The organism is Pseudomonadota bacterium, assembly GCA_018817425.1.
In the GTDB taxonomy this organism is placed as follows: Bacteria; Desulfobacterota; Desulfobacteria; order Desulfobacterales; family RPRI01; genus RPRI01.
Window position 1 is genome coordinate 32447 of record JAHITX010000043.1, and the last position, 22915, is coordinate 55361.

A 22915-nucleotide genomic window follows, 5' to 3' on the forward strand; every position below is an offset into this window, starting at 1 on the left:
ATAAACTATTAATAGCCTAACTTATTGAATATATTAAATAAAAACAATAGTTGTAATTTATAGCTATTTTTGGTAATTTATAGTTTTTATAAGGAGGGTGTCTAATATGAAAGAACTGATATCAACAAAAGAAATAGCCAAATTTCTTGGAATTAATGAAAAGATGGTTTATGCTCTCATTACTGAAAAAGGGCTCCCGGCTACAAAAATAACTGGTAAATGGCTTTTTCCCAAGCATCTTGTAGAGCAGTGGGTAGAAAACAGTACAATTAACTATCCTGAGCCTGCCAATACCCTTCCTCCTTACCATGGACTGCTAATAGTATCAGGGAGTAATGATCTTCTTTTGGATAAATCTTTAGCGCTTTTTAATAAATTTTATCCTGATAATGTGGCCGTTTTTGGAAACCTTGGCAGCATGGGGGGGCTTAGAGCCCTTCGGCAAAATATGTGCCACATTGCTTCCAGTCATCTTCTTGAAGAAAATGAAAATGACTATAATTTTAATTTTGCATCCAAGGAACTTGGAGATATGCCTGCTGTTTGTAATTTTTGCAGGCGTGAGCAGGGGCTTATAATTCAAAAGGGAAATCCTAAAGGAATCTCAAAAATAGCTGATCTTGCAATGCCTAAAGTTTGCATTGTAAACCGGCCTCTTGGAACAGGTACAAGACTGCTTTTTGATCGGGAGTTAAGCAAAGCCGGTATAGATTGTGGGAAAATTAAAGGGTACGATAATGAGGTATCGAGACATATTGATGCGGGCATTGAAGTATTGACGGGGCGGGCTGATGCTGCTGCCTGCATCCGATCTGTGGCTTCTCTTCTGGGACTTGATTTTATTCCACTTCGGTGGGAACGCTATGATCTTCTTATTCGAAAGGAACGATTTTTTGATAAAGGGGTCCAACTGTTTTTAGGGTTATTGCATGAAGATTCATTCCGGGAGGCTGCAAATCAGTTTGAAGGTTACGACACAAGCTTAAGTGGAAAAATGGTATTTCCTATAGAAAGTTAGGCATAGATTTTTAGTTTGAACAATAAAAACACTATTAAGGAGGATTTTGATGAAACGTAATTTTGGAGTTTTTTTGATCGCAACAATTGCTGTTTTTTCTCTTGTATTTTGCAGTCCTGTTATGGGAAAAGATGCCGGGATGCTGCGCTTGGCCACAACCACAAGTACCGATAATACGGGTTTGTTAGACTACCTGAAACCATATTTTGAGAAAGAGACAGGAATTGATATTGAGTGGGTTGCAACCGGGACCGGCAAAGCGCTTAAGCTTGGTGAAAACTGCGATGCGGATGTACTTCTTGTTCATGCGCCTGATGCTGAAAAAAAATATGTTGCCGATGGTTTTGGCATAAATCGCAATGTTGTTATGTATAATGACTTTGTAATAATTGGTCCTGCATCGGATCCGGCAGGCATCACGGGTAAAAGTGTTAAGGAAGCTTTGAATGCGATTTTAGAAAAAACGCAAAAGTTTGTGAGCAGGGGCGATCAATCGGGAACGCATAAGGCCGAAAAAAAATTATGGAAGGAAAGCGAAATTTCGGTTCCTGATAAAGAAAGCTGGTATGTACAGTCGGGCCAGGGGATGCTTTCTACTATAAATATGGCGGCGGAACTAAACGGATATACTCTTACGGATCGTGGAACCTATATAAAATACGAAGACACAATGAAGGGAAATCCTCCGTTAAAAATTCTTGTTGAGGGCGATGAGTTGCTTAAAAATATTTACAGCGTTATCGAGGTGAATCCACAAAGATGCAGTAATGTTAAATCGGATCTGGCCGCAAAATTCTCAAACTGGATGTCAAAGCCGTCTACTCAAAAGCTGATTAATGATTTCAAGCTTTCAGGAAAACAACTTTTTTATGGTTTTTCAAAGTAAGATAGGCTTTTTGTTATTCGTTAATTAAGGTCAAAAATGAATTTTCTTATTGATGCTTTGCTTCAGGCATTTAAATTATTAGTCGGTGGAGACGGAGAAACTTATTCAGCTGTTTTTGCTACACTGAAGGTATCCACATATTCTATGGTGGCCAGTCTGCTGATAGGTATGCCGCTTGGTTTTTTGCTTGGGCATCATGATTTTTTATGGAAAAAGCATGTAAGAACTTTTGTTGATACCCTGATGTCGTTGCCCACTGTGCTGGTCGGGCTTTTGGTTTATGCGCTTTTAACTTATAGAGGACCGCTTGGGCAATATGGACTGCTATTTACTTTAGAAGGTGTAGCCATAGGCCAAACGGTTCTCGCCCTGCCTATTGTGGTTGCGCTCACAGCAGCGGCTGTTGAAAGTATTGATGATAAGTTGCGGGTAACATTTATATCTCTTGGAGCCAACCCCAGGCAAATTCTTTTTTCAACTCTCTGGGAAGCGCGTTACAGTATACTTTCTGCATGTATGAATGCCTATGGCAGAGTGCTTACAGAGGTTGGGATCGCCATGATTGTAGGCGGAAATATAAAATGGCATACGCGAACCATTACCACGGCCATTGCACTTGAAACAAACAAGGGCGAGTTTGTCATGGGTGTAGCGCTGGGACTTGTCCTGATGGCTATAGCAGTTGTTGTTAATTATTCTCTTTCATTTCTAAGAAATCGTTAATAATCATGCAAACACCTGCTTATCAGCTATCGAATATTAAAAAATATTATAACCGGCATCCGGCTGTTGATATCAAAGAATTAACACTTGTTGCCGGTTCTATAACCGGGGTTGTTGGTCCTAACGGGAGCGGTAAGAGCACTCTTTTAAGCATGCTTGCTTTTGTAAACAGCCCGTCAGAAGGCACAATATTATATAAAGGCCAAAAAGCCCATCCCTTTTCCGAAGCAGTCCGTTTTCGTGTAAGTCTGTTGCCTCAGGAACCTTTTTTGCTTAAACGAACGGTTTTTGAAAATATTGTATATGGATTAAAATTAAGAGGTTTTAACAAATCGCAGTATTTGAAAAAGGTGAATGATGCTTTAATGCTGGTAGGGCTTTCTCCAGTGGGTTTTTCCGGCCGCAAATGGTATCAGCTTTCGGGGGGAGAGGCACATAGGGTTGCTCTGGCGGCCAGGCTTGCATTAAAACCGGAAGTTCTTATTTTGGATGAACCTACAGCCGGTGTGGATGCTGCCAGTGCTCAGCAGATCATGGACAGTGCGTTTATGGCTTCTAAGGAATGGGGCACGACTCTTATTATTGCCGGCCATGATTGGAAATGGCTTCATGAAATCTGTGATAATGTCATACAGATGTTTAAAGGAAAGATTGTTGGAAAAGGTCTTGAAAACATAATTTTTGGCCCATGGAATCAGGTTTCAACAGGGTTGTATGAAAAGCTCCTTGATGACGGGCAGCGTATTCTTGTGAAAGGGGACTCTCCTTTACCGACTTGTGCGGCTATTATTCCGCATACTAATATTGCCATAAGCTCAAAACCGCCGGGTCGTAAGCCGGCTGAACATTTACTAAAAGGAGTGCTTTTCCAGCTTTCATTTGAACCGGGAATAAATGCAGTTATGGCTTTTATACGTGCAGGCGGCCAGGCATTTACTCTTCGAATTCCCTTGGATAAAGCCAAAGAAAATAATTATTACCCCGGTCAGAGTATTTATATCACTTATCCCATCTCATCTGTTGTCTGGTATTAAAATACTAATAAAATCACAAAGCACATAAAGCCTAAAAAAACTCTTTACCTTTAGAAGTTTAGATGAAATATTAATATCGTTTTTATATGGAACCAAAACAAATAAATGGAGTATGAAGTGGCGGTATTATATAGCTATATAAGCTTTTTATGGTGCCTGCCCTTTATTGGAATTTTATGAATAAATTTGATGATGTACATGTAGAAAGATTATATCCGTATCTTGCCGTATTCAGAATCCCTTATTTTTCTTCCGGCAATGAAAAGGCTTTTGCCAATGTTTTTCTGATTATTGATGATGAGTTGATGCTAATTGATACTGGTCCTTTTACAGACAGCAAAAGTGAAAAACTTTTATATGCCCTTAATCAGTCAGGTTTTGATATAAAAGATATATCGAAAATTGTATATACACATGCGCATCCCGATCATATGGGCGGAGGAATAGGACTTGGCGAATATACAAAAATCAGACATTGTGCATACCACAAAGCAAAACAATGGGCAGAAAAATATGGTGAATATGTCAGTTTGGTAAAAACAATTGCAAAAAACATTTTTTCAGAGCAATTATTTTTGCATCCTAAAGTAAAAGATATCTATTTTGATGTAATAGATCATTTCTGGAATCCCACATATGGTGAAATAGGAATAGATGAAGAACTGGATGATGGTGATTTAATCAGTACAGGAAAGCTTAAGTTCAGAATAGTTTTCACCCCCGGTCATAGCCCTTGGGATATAAGTTTATGGGAAGAAACAAAATCTTTACTTTTTTCAGGTGATTTTCTTCTTGGTAAAAGCTCTACACTAACAGGAGGTTTGAATAATTTTGGCTCCGATCTGATATCGTATGACTCGTCTTTAAAAAAGATAAATCAATATCTTGATAAGACAAAAGAAGTATTTCCTTCTCACGGGCCTTCAATAAAGTCCTGCTCGGGGCTTACAGATCCTGTGCTTTCTATTGTAAAAAGCAGAGAAGATAAGATATTTAAAGCTATATCTGATAAAGACCACACACTGATGGATTTAATGAAAGTTGTTTATCCCTCGTTAGACAGTGTTATTGTGCTTGCAAGATGTCTTGGAATAGTACTTACACATATTGAAAAACTTGAAAATGAATCAAAAATTTATCGTTATAAGGATAAAGATGAAGTACATTTTGCCCTATAGACTTCCAGATAATATTTTGGGCTGCGTTATCAGTCGCCCCCTTCGACAACGTACAGAATGTACGTTTTACTCAGGGCGGCTCCTTCTGGCCTTGCCGAAAACATTATCTGAAAGTCTATAACCTTGATGGTACAAAGGGGGAATATGGGTGTAACAGCAGAGATTGCCCGCTTTGCAGCGGAAATAAAATACGAAAATTTACCGTCTTTTGTTGTTTCTGAAACCAAAAAACTTCTTCTTGATACTATTGGCTGTGCTATAGGTGGAATAAAAACACAAAAAGGCGATGCTGCAATTCGTCTGGCGCTTATACTGGGAGGGCAAAGAGAGAACAGTCTTTGGGGTACAAGTGAGAAAGTGGGTGCGGCACAGGCTGCATACGCCATAGGAGAGTTGATGAATGCCCTTGATCATGAAGCATTGCTTTCTCCTCCCGCACATGCCACACCCTATATACTTGCCGCTCCTCTTGCAATAGGTGAAATAAAAAAAGTATCCGGAAAGCAATTGATTTTAGCTTCTGCAATTGCTCATGAACTTGCAACCAGAATTGCATCTGCAATGGTTTTTGGGCGAAGGTTTTCTGTAGAGCTTCCCGATAGAAAAATTGCGATGACACTTCCCACACCCGGATATGGTGTGTGTGCTTTTGGCGGAGCTGCTGCCGCAGGCAGGCTTTTGGGGCTTGATGCAGACAAAATAGCCCATGCAATGGGGATAGCCGGTTATAACGCACCGGTTCCTATGGTAGGTAAATTTGTAAGCTCTGCTTGTGTTTCTGATCCTAAGTATATGTCTTCCGGGTTTTTATCTTTGTCACAAGTAATTGCTGTGCTGTCCGCCGAAATGGGATCGACTGGAGATGTTGAAGTATTGGATGGTGATCATGGTTTCTGGAGGGCTTTTGGTTGTGACCAGTGGATGCCCGAATACATAACTCAGGGATTGGGAAATAAATGGGTATTTCCGGAAAGGCTGTTTTATAAAAGATATCCATGCTGCGGTGTGATGCAAAACGCGCTATGCCATTTGGAAGAAATTGTCACGGTAAATAATATATTACCCGAAGATATAATGGAAATTACCGTTAAACTTGGTAGCCTGGCTGATTTTCCTTTATGGAAAACAAGAGATGTTAAAACAAATTCACAAGCGCAGTTTAGCGTACCTTTTGTTTTCGCGGTTGCAGCACACAGGATAGAGACAGGCCCTGCCTGGCAGTTAAATGAAACTCTTGAGGATAGGCGTATTCATGAGTTTATGAAAAAAATAAAATTGATTACCGATCTTGATGATAATGCCGGTTTAAGGCCGGAAATTGAAGTTGTGGTGCATAATGGGTCAGATAAAAAGACTTATGCCAAGTCAGGCATTTCACAGAAATATGAAATGACGGATGATGATATCACGGATAAGTTTAAAAGTAATACATGTTTGCTTTTAGATGAGAAAGAGATTAAAAAAGTTATAGCAGATATTAATAATTTGGAAGAAATCGGTGATATATCGGAGATATTAAAAATTTTCAATAAATCCGATTAAGGAGATAAGCATTGATTCATCCAGATACCAAATTACATTTTATAAATGATGAACTTGGTTACGGAGTAGTAGCCACCGGATTTATTCCTAAAGGTACGGTAACCTGGGTTCTTGATAAACTGGATCGCGTATTTTTGCCTTTGGAAATAGAAGAATTTCCGAAGGAGTTTGTAGATGCTGTGAGCAAATACTGTTTCAGAAATAGTACCGGGAGCTATGTTCTGTGCTGGGACAATACCAAATTCGTAAACCATAGTTTCAATCCTAATTGTATGATTACTGCCTTTGATTTTGAAATATCCATAAGAGATATTAAAGCAGGCGAGCAAATAACAAACGACTATGGGTGTTTTAATATAATCAGATCTTTCAGGCCAAATGATGAAGGTAAACGGAGAAAGATAGTTTATCCTGATGATCTGGCTAAATACTACCAAGCATGGGATAAGAAATTACTTTCCGCTTTAAAAAAAATTAAAAATGTCGATCAGCCATTGTTTGAATTTATAAGTGTAGATTTATGGGATAAATGTTGCAGGATTGCAAACGGAAAAGAAGAAATGGTTTCGATTTTAAACTGCTATTACAAAGATCCTGTTGAATAAAAACAGGCTCAACTAATAATTACCCCAAAAACCAGCTAACCTATGAAACAGTTTGATCTAATTAATGCACAGCTAAACGGAACTAACCTTATAGAGGCAGGGGCAGGAACAGGTAAAACTTATACGATAGAAAGTCTTTTCGTAAGGCTTATTATTGAAAATAAGCTTACAATAGATCAAATTTTAGTTGTAACATTTACGAAAGCAGCTACTGAAAATTTAAAAGAAAGAATCAGAAGCAAACTCACAAAGGCAAAAGAAGCTTTCTCTGCCGACACAAAAGATAAGAAGTCAGATGATGCATTAATTGAAGCTCTTTGTGAAAAATATGAAAATCATGCGCTTGTCTCTGATTTGTTAAGCAACGCACTTATTAATTTCAATGAAGCTGCAATATTTACCATTCATGGCTTTTGCGCAAGAATCCTTTCCGATTATTCTTTTGAAACAGGAAACCTGTTTGATACCGAACTTGTTACCGACCAGACGGATTTGATATTAGAAATTGCAGAAGATTTCTGGAGAATTAATTTCTACAGGGCAGAGCCTGAATTTATAAACTACAGTTTAAAACAGATATCCGGGCCGCATTATTTTTCAAGACTTGCTTCAAAACAGATATTTCATCGGATAAGGATAATACCCGAAGTTAATAAACCTGTATTAGAAAAGCTTTCCGAATATCGAAGTATCATTAAAGAAGTAAAAAGTATATGGATAGCATCTAAAGATGAAATATTGGTTTTGCTTTCCGATCCTGTTTTAAAAGGAAATATATATGGAACTATAGTACCTGTAGAAAAAGGATTGTCTAAAAGAGAGATTAAAATACAATCTATGTTTTCCGGGATGGAAAGATTTTTAGATGACAGGCATGTTAGCTTTCCTCTATATGATAAATTTGAATACTTTTGTTCGGAAAAAATAAAAAAATCAACAAAGGCAAAACAGACAAGCCCTTCCCATAAATTATTTGATCTTTGCGAAATGCTACTAGAAACAAGTAATGAAGTAAAAGCTGAGTTTGACAGATACATCATTTATCTTAAAAAGGCATTTATAACGTTTGCAGATAAAGAGCTTGAAAAACGGAAACAAAGCAAGAACATCCAATATTATGATGATCTTTTAACCAAAGTAAAAGATGCCATTTTAAGTCATGACGGCAATGATCTTGCCGCATCGATTCGTAAAAAATACAAGGCAGCACTAATTGACGAGTTTCAGGATACCGATATTATACAGTATGAAATTTTTTCCAATCTTTTTGATTCTAAAGAAAGTGTTCTTTTTATTATCGGAGATCCTAAACAGTCTATATACAGCTTTCGCGGAGCAGATATATTCTCTTACATCAAAGCAGCTGAAAAATCGGATAAAAAAAATACTCTAATAGAAAACTGGAGATCTTCTCCGGGTTTGATTGAGGCTGTAAATGCGATATTTTCCGGTGTAAAATACCCGTTTGTATTTGAAGGGATTTCCTTTATAAAAGGCATACCAGGACATAAGGAAAAATGCATAAGCGAAAAGGAGATTTGCTTATCCGGTGCGCCTTTAACGCTGTGGCATCTTTTTACAGATGACTATACTCAAAACAACAAGGCTATCACGAAGAATAATGCTGAAAAAATAATTTCGGAATCTGTAGCATCAGAGATTTTACGCCTCCTTAAATCAGGTTATAGCGAAAAAGCGGAAACTGTTAAGCAAAGTGATATTGCCATACTTGTAAGAACAAACACACAGGCTGCGATGGTAAAAAATTCACTTTCAAAAAGAAGGATTCATTCTGTAATATACAGTATTGATAATGTCTTTGATTCCGATGAAGCTATGGAACTTGGAAGAGTTTTGGCTGCTGTTTCTGATCCATCTAATGAAAGTAAAGTTAAATCAGCCATCATAACCGATATCTTTGGTGTTACAGGCGAAGAGATAAATTCTTATGAACATAATCCTGTGTTACTGGAGAAATGGCAATCTTTATTCATTGAATGTCAGCGTTTATGGAATAAATACGGCTTTATTAAGATGTTTGGTTATTTGATGAAGAAAAAAAGAATTAAAGAGCGCCTTGCTTTATTTTATGACGGGGACAGGCGAATAACAAATTTACTTCACCTTTCAGATATTTTGCATAAGGTATCGATAGAAAAAAAACCGGGCATTACCGGACTTATAAGATGGTTTGCAGAACAAAGGGATATTTTACGGCAAACTCAGGAAGAACATTTGCTGCGCCTTGAAACAGATGATGATGCTGTAAAGATTGTTACGATACATAAAAGCAAAGGTCTTGAATTTCGCATTGTTTTTTGTCCTTTTAACTGGCATGGGTCCGAAGTAAGAGATGAGGAAATACTGTTTCATGAACAAAGCAGTGACAGGAATCTGGTGCTTGATCTTGAAAGAAATGATAACAGCATATTTCTTGCGGCAAAAGAGATGCTTTCTGAAAACCTAAGACTTTTATATGTCGCCTTAACAAGAGCAAAAGAAAAATGCTATCTTGTATGGGGGCGAATAAATACAGCAGAATCATCCGCACTGGCTTATCTTCTTCATTATGCCCGAAGCAATGAATATAATGGTGATAAAGAAATCACTTTAGCTGTAAAGGATTATTTTAAAAGTCAGGAGACTGCAAAGCTTCTTTATAATCTGGAAGAAATTTCAAAAAATGCAGGCGGGGCAATTAATGTTTCTGTTATTCCTCCTTCCGACACCGACAAATACTTTCCTTGTGAAAAAAATGTTGAGCAGTGTTTTGCCAGAGTATTTACAGGAAAAATTGATGATATCCATAGAATCTCAAGCTATTCATCTCTTGTGGCAAGCAGTTATACTGGCCATGATGGCAGAGATTTAGATTCGGAAGCAAGAAGCTTTGTAGAAAAATTATTTGAAAAGCAAGCAAATGCCGACCAAACGGATATATTTTCATTTCCAAGAGGAGCAAGACCCGGTACTTTTTTTCATGATCTTTTTGAGAATATGAGTTTTCTTGATTCGGATTTTAAGGATAGAGAAAAACTTGTTGATGATAAGCTTATAGAATATGGATTTGAGACAAAATGGAAAGACACTGTATGCGACATGATAAAGAAAGTACTTGGAGCCGGTTTGAATGCTTATTTATCTTATGATGATAATGAGAAATCATTGAAATTGTCAAAAGTAGATATTAAACAAAGAATTAATGAAATGGAATTTTATTTTCCCTTAAAAATGATTAGTCCTCAAATAATCAGAAAAATCTTTTATGATTATGGGAACATTAAAATAAATGATGAATATCCCGGCTGGATAGAAAATCTTTCTTTTTCTCCGTCAAAAGGTTTTATGAAAGGCTATATAGACATGGTCTTTTACTCCAATGATAAAATTTATATTGTTGACTGGAAATCAAATTATCTTGGCGGCAGTCTCGGAAATTATCAAAAAACAAATCTTGCCAAAGTAATGGACAAAGAATCATATATACTCCAATACCATTTATATTCGCTTGCTCTCCACCAGTATTTGAGAATTAAATACAAGGAATATAATTATAGTGATTCGTTTGGTGGAGTATTTTATATTTTCTTACGCGGAGTAAACGATTACATAGCTCCCGGTTCGGGGATATTTTTTGATTTGCCGGATATATCTTTAATTGATGCACTTGGAAAAGCGATGATACCTGGGTATTAGAAATTAACTATGAATAAAAGTTATGTAAAATCATTATATAATAAAAATATATTTACAAATATTGATTTGCATTTTGCCAAGTTTATCAATGAACTCGAAAATGTGGATGATTCCGATCTTTTTCTTGCCGCAGCACTTGTCAGTAATGCTGCCGGAAACGGTGATGTATGCCTTGATCTTAAGACTTTTGCAGGAAAAGTAATTCTTGAAAAAGGAGAAGACTATAAAAGGCTTGCATGTCCTTTGCTTGATATCTGGACAGAAAAGCTGAAAATATCAAATGTTGTTGGTAAACCCGGTGATTACAGTCCATTGGTACTTGATGATAAGAACAGGCTTTATTTGCACAAATTTTGGTATTACGAAAATACTCTTTCAAAAGCCATAAAGAATAAAGCAGACGATGATATAATCTGGCCTGATATAAAACTTGATGAAAATCATGTAAGAAAGCTTCTTGATAAATATTTCCCCGATGTTTCCGGTGAAAGGATAAACCTCCAAAAGCTTGCCGCTCTTGTATGTGTATATAAAAGATTATGCATTATGTCAGGTGGTCCAGGCACAGGAAAAACAACAGCAATAGCAAAAATTCTTGCTGTTTTGATAGAAGTTGAATCCGGCGATAAACCAAAGATTTATTTGTGTGCTCCAACAGGAAAAGCTGCTGCAAAGCTTTCCGAGTCCATCAGAAATACAAAGAAAAATATTGATTGCTCGGATGATATAAAGAATTTGATACCCCAGGATGCCTATACAATTCACAGGATGTTAAAAACTATTCCCGGCTCTTCCGCTTTTCATTATAATGCCGACAATAAACTTCCCGCAGATATAGTCGTTATTGACGAGGCATCCATGGTTGATCTTGCGCTGCTTGCAAAACTTGTTGAAGCTTTGCAAGATGATGCCAGGCTCATCCTTGCAGGAGATAAAGACCAGCTTGCTTCTGTTCAAGCCGGGTCGGTATTGGGAGATATTTGCAACAGAAGTGATATGACCGGATATCCGATTAAGCCATATAAAAAATTATATGCTAAAATTGAAGATGGCATTGATGTTATATCTGGTAAAAACAGCTTAAATGACTGTATCGTAGTTCTTAAAAAAAATTACCGTTTTTCAAAAGACAGCAGGATTGGCCGGTTAAGTATGGCTGTTAATAAAGGTGAAACGGAAAATGCTATTGAAATTTTAAAAGAGAAAAATGATGATGAAATATGCTGGGAAGAAAATAATAATCAAAAAGAACTTTATCGCGTTCTTGAAGAAAAGATAATTGAAGGATATTCTTCCTATCTTAAAATTGATGATCCAATAGCCGCTCTTTATTTGCTTGGTCAATTTAAAATATTATGTGCTGTAAACAAAGGGCCTTTCGGCATTGATGGTATAAACTCTTTCGCCGAATCAGTGCTGGCAAAAAAAAGGTTTATAGATATTTCAAGCCAGTGGTACAGGGGAAGGCCGGTTCTTATAAAGGAAAACAGCTATAACCTTGGTCTGTTTAATGGTGATATGGGTATAATTATGCCGGCACGAGATGAAGATGATAACCTGTATGCATATTTTGGCAGTAATATGGAAGCTGAAAGAAAATTCAAACCCGGTATTCTCCCCAAACATGAAACAGCTTATGCAATGACCGTTCATAAAAGCCAGGGCTCCGAATTTGACAATGTTGTAGTAGTCCTTCCGGAAAAAGATTACCCGGTATTGACAAGGGAACTGATATATACAGGCATTACAAGAACCACGGGAAAATTGACTATAGTCGGGACCGAGAGCATACTAAGAACTGCAATATTAAGAAAAACTCAAAGAACATCCGGGTTAAATGATGCTCTTTGGGGATAGAAAAAAAGTTTATAAAAAAAACAGTTAATACTTTACTTTTTTGTGCCGATATAGTAATAAGCGTTTCCAGCAATTAACTGATAGGGGTTTTCTGCCTGTTTATCTTTCATGGCCTGTATTTTGATTAGGATAAAAAGGGGACTGTTGCGGGTTTGAAGAAATATCAAAAGATACTCTCAAAGATTCTGCTTATAATTGCAATTTATAGTTTTATTTTACCATCAACTGCTTTCGCGCAGCATACTATAAAAATCGGAGGTACCGGCTGTGCTCTTGGAGCAATAAAAATAATATCCAAAGATTTTGAGAAAGCATATCCTGATATAAAAGTTATCGTATTGCCGAGTATAGGAAGCGATGGAGCCATAAGAGCCATATCAAACGGTGCAATAGACATCGGGCTTTGTGGCAGGCCCTTAAAAGAAAATGAAACAAAACTTGGTTTAAAGGTTATTGAATATGCAAAAACACCCTTTATTTTTGTTGCAAATAAAGATGTAAATATATCGGATACTGATACCAGCGATATTATAAAAATATACAAAGGTGAAAAACAAAAATGGTTTGATGGAAGACGTATCCGCCTTATACTTCGCCCAAACGAAGAGGCCGACACGCTTATTTTACGCAAAATATCTTCCGAAGTAAATAATGCCGTTGATATTTCTAAATCCCGCTTAGGAATGCAGGTAGCTCTTACCGATCAGGAAAACGCTGATAAAATCGAAAGTATTCCAGGAGCATTCGGAACGTTTACTTTAACACAGTTTATAGCCGAAAAACGTTCGGGCATCAAAATTCTCTCCTTTAATGGTGTAACGCCTAATACTGAAAATCTCACAAATGGGTCCTATAATTTATCAAAACAGTTTTTGATTGTAATAAATAAAGACAGCTCTGCTTTAGTACATAAATTTATAAATTTTATAAAAACACAGCAAGGCAAGGATATACTGGAAAATACGGGAAATTTGGTTATTCTAAAATAAAACAAAGAGGTGGTATATGCTACCCGAAAAGAATGTAACCTTAGTTATTACCTGTTTGTCAGTAATTGTTACTTCATTACTTGTAATTATATTTCCCCTTGGATATTTTTATATTTCTTATCTTGATATGTCATCTGCTCTTAAAATCGATGCAGAACTTAATGCAAACATAGCCCAAAAAATAATAAATGCAAATCCGGAATACTGGCAATTTGAAAAAGCCAGATTGTATGAATGCCTGTCTATACGTCCAAAAAATGGAATTCAGGAAATACGAAAAATAACAAATAATCAAAATGAGATTGTTGCACAGAGTGCTGGTGATTTGGTTTCTCCTGTTATGATGAGATCTTATGATATCATGGACTCAGGTCTTGTTGCGGGCAAAATAAAGGTTTATCGATCTTTGCGACCTGTTATAAACAATGCCGGTTTAATAGCTTTGTTGATATTACCCTTTGGCCTTGGGGCATTTATAGCATTGCGAATTATGCCGATACGGGCAATATCCCGCATAGAAAAGGCGCTTAAGCAATCCTATAGTAAAATGGAAAAAACAGTAGAAGAACGTACTGCTGAATTAAGAAAGACTAATAAAACTTTGCTGGCGGAAGTTAACAAGCATAAATTGACGCATGAAGCGTTGCGAAGAAGCGAAGAACAATATCGTGCGCTGGTTGAGACATCTACGGATGCTATAATAACAACAAATGGTAAAATGGAAATAATTCAATGGAACAGTGCCGCTTCAAGAATATTTGGTTATAACAAAGAAGAAATTATAGGCAAGCCTTCTGATATTATTGTTCCTGAGAAATATTTTGATGAACATATAAGTACTTTTAACCAGGATATAGAATCTGTTTTATCTGATTTATCAAAATATGCCGGAAAGACTGTTTCCCTTGAAGGTCGGACCAAAGAAGGTATATTTGTGCCTCTTGAACTTACAGTATCTGCATATAAAAGAGAAGGCTCCTTGATAGTAACATATATAGTGAGGGATATGACAGTACGCAGGCGGTTAGAAGAAAAGCGCCGGGAATTGGAAACAAAGCTACAGCGTGCGGAAAAAATGGAAGCTATAGGCATATTGGCAGGCGGGGTTGCTCATGATCTTAATAATGTTATCGGAGTTGTGATAGGATATTCGGAATTGCTTCTTACATATAAAGAAATAGATGAATCAGGCGAAATAAAATCCCGGCTTATGACTATTATTAAAAGCGGTGAAAGAGCTGCTGCTATTGTTCATGATATGCTAACTTTGGCAAGAAGGGGAGTTCATACCGAAAAAGTAATAAATCTCAATACTGCAATTATGGAATATCAGAACACACCTGAATACCAGAAATTGTTGTCCTTTAACCCCAACATCCTGGTAAATACTCAACTCAAACCGGATTTGCCAAATGTTTTAGGGTCTCCCGTTCATTTTGGTAAGACGATTATGAATCTTGTTTCCAATGCCGTCGAAGCCATGCCGAAGGGTGGAACTTTGACTATCAAAACGGACTATGAATATGTGGAAAGCTCGATACAGGGATATGAGGAAATTAGTGTGGGAGATTATGTGATTGTATCTATTTCAGATACTGGTGAAGGTATATCGAATGGGGATTTAAAACATATTTTCGAACCGTTTTATACAAAAAAAATTATGGGGAAAAGCGGAACTGGGTTAGGGCTTTCCGTTGTCTGGGGAACTATAAAGGATTACGACGGGTATATTGATATTAAAAGCGATATAAATAAAGGTACAATTTTTAACCTTTATTTTCCAACAACACAAAAGGAGATAAGCAGCGAGACTACATCCATAGCTGTATCCGAATATATGGGTCATGGGGAGTCAATAATAGTAGTTGATGACATTAAGGAACAGCGTGAGATGGCCGCCAGCATGCTTGCCAGCCTTAATTATAATGTGATGACTTTTCCAAGCGGCGAAGAAGCGGTAGGATATCTGAAAAGAGGAGAAAAAGCAGATCTGATATTACTTGATATGATCATGAATCAAGGCATGGACGGACTGGATACATATAAGAATATTCTTACCATCCGTACAAAACAAAAAGCTATCATAGTCAGTGGTTTATCAGAGACTGATCGAGTCAGCAAGGCTAAAAAGCTGGGCGTAAGCGCTTATATCCAGAAGCCCTATATGCTTGAAAAGCTAGGATCTACAATTAAGGAAAGCTTATTAAATTAATTTCTACCTCAAAGGCTTTCGGCTTATTTCGCCTAAGTCAGAAGCCTGTTATGTTACTACAGATGTCAGTGAATTTTCTCTCGGCATTAAACAGTATATATTATTTTGTATCTTCAAATAACTTCATATATTCGCAGTAACCTTCCTTTTCAAGATTTTCTTTAGGAATAAATCTTAATGCTGCTGAGTTCATGCAGTATCTGTTGCCGGTTGGCTGTGGACCGTCAGGGAATACATGTCCCAGATGAGAATTGCCATCTTTACTTCTTACTTCTGTACGTAAGGAAAAAAAGCTTACATCTTCTCTTTCAACAATATTTTTAGGCTCAAGAGGCTTTGTAAAGCTTGGCCATCCGGTTCCCGATTTATATTTATCCTTTGAGCTAAACAATGGTTCTCCCGATACTATATCAACATATATTCCTTCTTTTTTATTGTCCCAGTATTCATTTTTAAAAGGAGGTTCCGTGCCTTCTTCCTGTGTTACTTTATATTGCAAAGAAGTAAGCTTTTTCTTATTGGCTTCAAAATCAGACTTAGCTTTTTTTAGTGCCGGCAAAGGACAAAATTTGTCGCCTTCATTTTTCCCCCACACTTCGTTTATAAACCAGTCTCTACCCGATCCTTTCCGGTAAGCTTTATAATGAGAAGGGTTTTTCTTGTAATACTCCTGATGATAATCTTCTGCATTATAAAACTTTGTAAAAGGTATAATCTCTGTTACAACAGGCTTTGCATACTTTCCTGATTTATCCAGTTCTTCTTTGGAAACCTGAGCCTGTTCTTTTTGTTTTTCATTATGATAAAAAACAGCAGACTTATATTGTCTTCCGCGGTCGGCAAACTGGCCGCCTGCATCAGTTGGATTAATATGTCGCCAGAAAACCTGTAAAAGTTCTTTGTAAGTAACAACAGAAGGGTCATAAAAAACCTGTGCTGCTTCCAGATGCCCTGTTGTTCCGCTGCATACTTCTTCATAAGTCGGATTTTCTTCTTTACCCCCTGTGTAACCGGAGATAACTTTTGTTACGCCTTTAACTTTTTCAAAGTCTGCTTCCGAACACCAGAAACATCCACCTGCAAAAGTAGCCGTTTCGATATTTTTATTTTCTTTTGTCATTTTGTCACCAGCCTTGCTTTGGTTGCCGTTAAATAAAATGTATCCGGTAATAGCTAAAAAAGAAAAAATAATTACCATGAAGATTTTCATAGCCGACACCCCCCTTTTTTTGTATTATGATTTATAATAAGCACTGATTCTCAATAAGGCAATGAATCAACCAGTATTGCCAAAAAATAACGCTTAAAATTTGTTGACGGCGATGCTTACATAGTTGATTATGATGATTACCATTAATAAAGTGAGTTAAATGAAAAAAATGGCCAGACAACCAACACATCCAGGCAAAATTATTAAAGAAGACTAAATCATTAAATGCAAGTAGATAGAAACATATCTAAACAACTCAATTTCGTGTTTCCTATCTGCCAGATTTTTTCAGGTCGCAACAAGTGCTTAATATCCCGACCTTTCTCCATTAACCTTGTAACCTTTTAATATTGACATATTCACAATAAAATGTTTTATTTCAAGCCTATTCAATGATTTTAGTATCTTATTCCTGTTTCACTAAAGATTTTTCAGATATTCTCAGTATTGTTGAGATTGTTAGATGCAAGGATAATGCAAGTATCTTTGACAATTCAAAAGCTCCATTTATTCAAACGAAATAAAGTCAAATTTTGATGCTGGGAGGAGGGCACTATGATAACGGCTCGGATAGACCAGATATCCGAAGATATCGTAGAGACAATACACGAACCCCTTTTGGTGCTGGATTCAGATCTGAAGGTTATCTTAGCAAACCGAAGTTTCATTGATTCATTCAAGGTAGCACGGAAAAAAACTTTAGGCAATTTTATCTATGACCTCGGTAATAAACAGTGGTATATCCCCAAACTGCGGGAACTGCTGGAAGACATCCTTCCCGAGAAGGCAACCTTCGACAACTACGAGGTCGAACACGACTTTGCCACAATCGGCAGGCGCACAATGCTTTTGAATGCCCGGCAGATCCAAAGAGGGATGGGCAAGGATCGGATCATCCTGCTGGCCATCGAGGACATCACCGCGCACAAACAGGCGGATCAGGCACTGCAAGAAAGCGAAGCAAAATTCCGGAATCTATTTCAAAATCATTCCGCCGCCAAACTAATAATTAACCCCGATACCGGAAATATTGTTGAAGCCAATAGATCGGCTGAAAGATTTTATGGGTGGTCGGTGGATCAACTCAAAGAAATGCGAATTCAGGACATCAACACCTTATCGGGCGAGCAGGTTAAAGCAGAGATGGAAAAGGCCATGCTTCTGAAACGTACTTACTTCGAGTTTCGCCACCGGTTGTCCGATGGATCCTTTAAGGAGGTGGGTGTATACAGCGGTAAAGTTGACATCAATGGAAAGGCTCTGCTCCATTCCATCATTCATGATACTAGCGAGCGCAAGCGGACAGAAGAACAAAAGGACAGGTTGGTTTCAGACCTTCAAAAGGCACTATCAGAGGTTAAAACCCTTCAAGGCTTAATACCCATATGCGCTTCATGTAAAAAAATACGTGACGACAAAGGGTATTGGAATCAGATTGAATCCTACATTCAAGATCGTTCTGACGCTGAATTCAGTCATGCTATTTGTCCTGAATGTGCGAAAAAATTGTATCCTGATATGGATATTTTTGATGATAATGGCGAGGTTACAGAGGACTAATACTGCATAATGGAATTCAAGGATGATTATCCTATTCTTGAAATTCTGTTGGAAAAGCTGAAATCAATGTCTTACGTTCCTGGTCCGGTAAGACAAACCTTAATCCCTTATTAAGATATATCCTAAGAGTAAAATATGCCATAGACTATTTTGAATGCCTAATTATACAAATATATGATCGTGAGCCTATTGCCTTAATAGGGAACGATGGGTTCTAACGGGGATTGTCTCAGGTGACTGTGGTTTCTATCCAATCGCCCCTTAACCAATCAGTTGGGAGCAATAAAATGGCTTATTGGCAAGATAAACAAAAACCCATGAAGTTGGATAGGAGCATTAAATACATATTTTGTCTGCTGGGAGTTTTTCTTGCATGCGGGATTTCCTTTGCCGAGCCGCCTCCTTCATCCTTTGATCTTCGAGATATCAATGGCGACTCGTATATCGGCCCGGTCCGTGATCAGGGCGTCTGCGGCAGTTGCTATTCGTTCGGTGCTCTGGCGGCTGCTGAGAGCGTTTATAACCGGCATAATGGCCTTTATGACTCGGTAGTAGTAGATTTTTCCGAATCCTTTATTATCTGGAGCCTGAGCCCCCTCTATGAAGGATTTGATGGTTGTGACGGAGCCAGCTATGATTATGAAGAATTAACCGGACTTGTGGAGCATGGTGTGCCTATGGAGGCAGACTTTCCTTATGTCCAGATTGATCCAGGTCCGGATAATCACCACTGGGATGCGCCACGGGTAGGTTTCACCGAATGGTATCGTATCCCCCCCAATGATATCGAGACGACCAAGCGTATCATCCGGAGGTTTGGAGCGGTTGATGTCGCCGTCTTCGTTGATGGGGCCTTCCAGGCTTACCCGGGTGGCATCTTTCAGAACACGGGCACTGCGGCCAATTCATTTCTACCATACTATAGCAGCACAAACCATGCAGTGTCGCTCGTAGGCTGGGAGGACGATCCAGGTGACGGAGGAATGGGATATTGGATACTCCGCAATAGCTGGGGCACGACCTGGGGCGAAGACGGCTATATGAGGATAAGATACACCTCTGCCAGGGTGAGTATGGAGGGAACATATCTTATCTATGAGGCCTGGGGCGGAGAAGATGTGTCCTGGGAGAATGCGGGAGAGATCCAGGCTGTTCCCTGGAGCGCGGGCGGGACAATGAACGCGCACGCCGTGGATATCTGGACGGGCGAAGAAAGTACCGTGACCAACACCGGAACCTTGTCCGCCACTGCTGCGGCTGATGCTGATTTGACCACGGCCAGAGGCGTGTATTTATGGGGCGGACCGCAGGGGAGCGTGACCAATCAGGGCTTGATTTATTCCACGGCAAGCAGCCTGCAAAACCAGGCCATTGCCTATGGGATCTGCGCCCAGGCCCATGAGGTCCGGAATACGGGGCAGATCTCCGCCAGCGCCTCAGCATCGAACGATCAGGCACTGGCGTATGGTGTTTTGCTGTTCAACGGCGGCAGTGAGGTTGATCTTCAAAACAATGGGCAGATTACTGCCGGGGCCGAGGGTGTGAATGCCAGGGCATATGGCGTGTGGACCGACAGCCGCTTACACAGCACTGTTGTCAACAACGGCCGGATCATCGCAAACGCTTCGAGTAAATCCGCAACAGGAATCTTACTCAGTGGCGGACCCTCGAGTGTCACCAACACCGGCCGCATCGAAGCCACAGCGGATTCAGGATACGCATTCGGGGTAGCCGCATATGCTGATGCGACCATTGTAAACAGCGGCAGTATCCTGGCGTCAGGGCCTGATCCATACTCTATCTACTCTGATGGTTTTTTTAATATGCGGTTGATCCTCCAGACGGGTTCGGCTTTGTTGGGGTTTGTAAGCCTTGATGGAAATGATGACTATGTGGAATTGCAGGGCACCGGCACTGAGGATGAGGTTTTCCTCGGTGTTGAGACACTGAAAATGTCCGGTGTGGACTGGACCCTTACGGGGAGTTCAGCCTTTGGTTCCATCGGCATCCAGCGAGGCCGGCTGCGGATAAACGGCGCTATTTCCGGACCGACAACTGTTGAAGCCTCTGGCACGCTGGGGGGGTATGGGATACTTACGGGCAATGTCTTCAATCAGGGCATGGTAGCACCGGGCAACTCCATCGGCACCCTCACCGTTGCCGGGGACTACACCCACACTGCCGGTGCGGTTCTGGAAACCGAGGTGGGCAGTGGCGTCTCCGATCTTTTGGCGGTCACAGGCACGGCCGATATTCAGGGAGGCACACTACAGGTTGTGCCATACGGTTACGCTACTGCAGGCGATTACACATTTCTGACCGCAGGCACGCTCCAGGGTGCCTTTGACCAGGTTGACACCCCGGCAGTACTGAATGCCGCGTTGAGCAGTCTATCCCCCAATGCACTGTCCATGAGCATAACCCGAAACAGCTATCAGTCACTGGCGGCGGATCATAACCAGACCAGTGTGGCCAGTGTCATGGATCAGGTCCGCCCTCCAGCTGTCGGCGACATGGCCGTTGTTCTCAATCAGGTTGACACGCTGAGCCTTGGAGGCGTTCGGGATGCTATGGACGATCTGATGCCAAAGCTTCATGCCGGGGCAAGCTCTACGGCACTGGCCAATGCTCACAGGAGCATGGACTACATTCGTATTCGCGGAAGGAACCTGCGGAGTCACCGCAATCCGGAGGTAGGCCAAACCCGCTTCAAGGGACTGATGTTGGCCTCTGTTGATAATTGGATGCCAGGCATGGGGCTGCCGGAAGAGCCCAGAAACAGCAGCAAGGCTGAAGAGGCGTCCTTGATCTCCAATCCCGGCATGTGGTTCAACTCCCTGGGATCCTATGCCAAATACAAGGACACATCCGAGAGCCCTGCCTTTCGGGAACGTGTGTGGGGTTTTATGCTGGGGCTTGAGTTCCGGATCAATGACAGCCTGAGGGGCGGTGTGGCAGGAGTATTTTCCGAAGAACGACTTGAAGAGGCCGCCTCACGGAGCATCAGCGAAATTGATTCATATCGAGGTCTGCTTTACGCCTTGTGGGACGATGCAGCCCAGGCCGGTGGATACTATGTGGAGATAGCGATCGGCTTCGGGCAGAACCGGTTTGACTCGGAGCGTTCGATTGCTTTCCTGAACCGAACTGCCTTCAGCAAACATGACGGACAAGACTATTTTGCTTCCATAAACGCCGGTCATGACTGGACCATTGACCGCTGGAGATTCGGCCCGACCATGGGGATAGGATATGTCTATCTTCACGAGAAAGGCTACGGGGAACACGGTGCGGGTGCGGCAGACCTGAAGATCGATTCCCGTAATTCAGATTCACTGCTGAGCCTGCTGGGCTTCCACGTCACAAGGTTCTTTAAGCTTGAAAAATCTGTTCTGATCACTGAATTACGGGCCCGGTGGGATCATGATTACCTGGCAGATTCGGAATCGCTTCGTTGCCGGCTTACCGCGGCCGGACCTTCCTTCGACATTTCAGGCCGGGATAGGGCCAAAAACTCTGTACTTCTGGGTGCGGGTCTGAAAGCCGCATTCAGTAAAAAAATAACCGGGTCTCTTGATTATGACTGTATGCTCCGGAACAGCGATGGCTATACGTCGCATATGTTTAATGTGGGTCTGAAGATATTATTCTAACAACTCAAGTTTCGCACCCATTTTTTTATCAAAACTTAAACAGTAAGGGCTGAAATAAACTGCTACCAGCAAACATTATATATGTAAGCCACTTTCAAAACGTTTCAGTATGGTCAAGCTAAAGGCGGGAGAAAATTTCAACCACAGGAATACATTTAGTATTTCGAGGATAGCGCTAATGCTTCACTTCGTGCGAAATTTGAGCCCAACGCAGAGATTGGCCAAAATGGGGCGTTTTGAAACTGGCTCTGATGATTACCATTAATAAAGTGAGTGACATGAAAAAAATGATCAGACAACCAACACACCCAGGCAAAATTATTAAAGAAGACTATTTGGTTCCACTTTCCATCACTGTTACTGAATTGGCTTCGATTCTTGGTGTATCAAGAAAGACATTATCTAAAATCATAAATGAGAGGGGAGCGATAACCCCTGATATGGCTCTTCGTCTATCACGTGCTTTTGATACTTCATCCGATTTGTGGATGAATCTGCAAAAAAATTATGCCTTATGGCAGGCAGAACATGCCTCCGGTTCCTGGCAACTAGTAAGTGTTTAATTGTAAGCGCTTAATTAACCCCATCTTCACAAACCATTCAGACTATGCCAAGAGCTGGTCGGGAAAAACTGTACAGTTGCTTAAGTGGTAAAGCTGTTCTAAATTGATTTTAAAATATAGAAAGGAGCAGCGGTAAAATGAAGAAATTAAGAAGGAATCATGGAGCAACGTTTAAAGCAAAAGTAGCGA

General features: G+C 39.8%; 15 protein-coding genes. 14 read left to right on the plus strand and 1 reads right to left on the minus strand.

Features of this window, described 5'->3' with window-relative positions; all coding sequences use genetic code 11:
- Positions 1-106: 106 nt before the first annotated feature.
- The 11 genes from KKC46_08920 (at position 107) to KKC46_08970 (ending at position 15740) form a co-directional block, all read left to right on the plus strand.
- A complete protein-coding gene (locus KKC46_08920; GenBank protein ID MBU1053936.1) occupies positions 107-1018 on the plus strand; it encodes a helix-turn-helix transcriptional regulator in 912 nt (303 codons plus the stop codon).
- 49 nt (positions 1019-1067) lie between these two features.
- Positions 1068-1904, plus strand: coding sequence for a substrate-binding domain-containing protein (locus KKC46_08925; protein MBU1053937.1), 837 nt, complete (start codon positions 1068-1070; stop codon positions 1902-1904).
- 36 nt (positions 1905-1940) lie between these two features.
- Positions 1941-2627 carry an ABC transporter permease gene (locus tag KKC46_08930; GenBank protein ID MBU1053938.1) on the plus strand — a complete coding sequence of 229 codons (687 nt, stop codon included), beginning with the start codon at positions 1941-1943 and terminating at the stop codon, positions 2625-2627.
- 5 nt (positions 2628-2632) lie between these two features.
- On the plus strand, positions 2633-3661 hold the full coding sequence (locus tag KKC46_08935; protein ID MBU1053939.1) for an energy-coupling factor ABC transporter ATP-binding protein: 1029 nt from the start codon (positions 2633-2635) through the stop codon (positions 3659-3661).
- A gap of 176 nt (positions 3662-3837) precedes the next feature.
- Positions 3838-4839, plus strand: a complete 1002-nt coding sequence (locus KKC46_08940; GenBank protein MBU1053940.1) for an MBL fold metallo-hydrolase — start codon at positions 3838-3840, stop codon at positions 4837-4839.
- Between the two features lie 144 nt (positions 4840-4983).
- Positions 4984-6381 carry an MmgE/PrpD family protein gene (locus KKC46_08945; GenBank protein ID MBU1053941.1) on the plus strand — a complete coding sequence of 466 codons (1398 nt, stop codon included), beginning with the start codon at positions 4984-4986 and terminating at the stop codon, positions 6379-6381.
- Positions 6382-6392: 11 nt separating this feature from the next.
- Positions 6393-6986 carry an SET domain-containing protein gene (locus tag KKC46_08950; protein MBU1053942.1) on the plus strand — a complete coding sequence of 198 codons (594 nt, stop codon included), beginning with the start codon at positions 6393-6395 and terminating at the stop codon, positions 6984-6986.
- 42 nt (positions 6987-7028) lie between these two features.
- A complete protein-coding gene (gene recB / locus KKC46_08955) occupies positions 7029-10682 on the plus strand; it encodes an exodeoxyribonuclease V subunit beta (protein ID MBU1053943.1) in 3654 nt (1217 codons plus the stop codon).
- Positions 10683-10691: 9 nt separating this feature from the next.
- Complete coding sequence (gene recD, locus KKC46_08960; GenBank protein MBU1053944.1) at positions 10692-12539, plus strand: exodeoxyribonuclease V subunit alpha; 1848 nt, start codon at positions 10692-10694, stop codon at positions 12537-12539.
- A gap of 152 nt (positions 12540-12691) precedes the next feature.
- Positions 12692-13528 carry a substrate-binding domain-containing protein gene (locus KKC46_08965; GenBank protein MBU1053945.1) on the plus strand — a complete coding sequence of 279 codons (837 nt, stop codon included), beginning with the start codon at positions 12692-12694 and terminating at the stop codon, positions 13526-13528.
- Between the two features lie 16 nt (positions 13529-13544).
- On the plus strand, positions 13545-15740 hold the full coding sequence (locus KKC46_08970; protein ID MBU1053946.1) for a PAS domain S-box protein: 2196 nt from the start codon (positions 13545-13547) through the stop codon (positions 15738-15740).
- 100 nt (positions 15741-15840) lie between these two features.
- Here KKC46_08970 and msrA read toward each other — a convergent pair whose 3' ends face one another.
- Positions 15841-16950: a peptide-methionine (S)-S-oxide reductase MsrA gene (gene msrA / locus KKC46_08975; protein MBU1053947.1), complete on the minus strand. Its 1110-nt coding sequence runs from the start codon at positions 16948-16950 to the stop codon at positions 15841-15843.
- A gap of 555 nt (positions 16951-17505) precedes the next feature.
- Here msrA and KKC46_08980 point away from each other — a divergent pair.
- From KKC46_08980 to KKC46_08990, 3 genes are all read left to right on the plus strand, one after another.
- Complete coding sequence (locus tag KKC46_08980; GenBank protein MBU1053948.1) at positions 17506-18510, plus strand: PAS domain-containing protein; 1005 nt, start codon at positions 17506-17508, stop codon at positions 18508-18510.
- 287 nt (positions 18511-18797) lie between these two features.
- The gene (locus KKC46_08985) at positions 18798-22163 is read left to right on the plus strand and encodes an autotransporter domain-containing protein (GenBank protein MBU1053949.1); all 3366 of its coding nucleotides are present in this window, start codon (positions 18798-18800) and stop codon (positions 22161-22163) included.
- 278 nt (positions 22164-22441) lie between these two features.
- On the plus strand, positions 22442-22726 hold the full coding sequence (locus tag KKC46_08990; protein ID MBU1053950.1) for a HigA family addiction module antidote protein: 285 nt from the start codon (positions 22442-22444) through the stop codon (positions 22724-22726).
- Positions 22727-22915 lie beyond the last annotated feature (189 nt).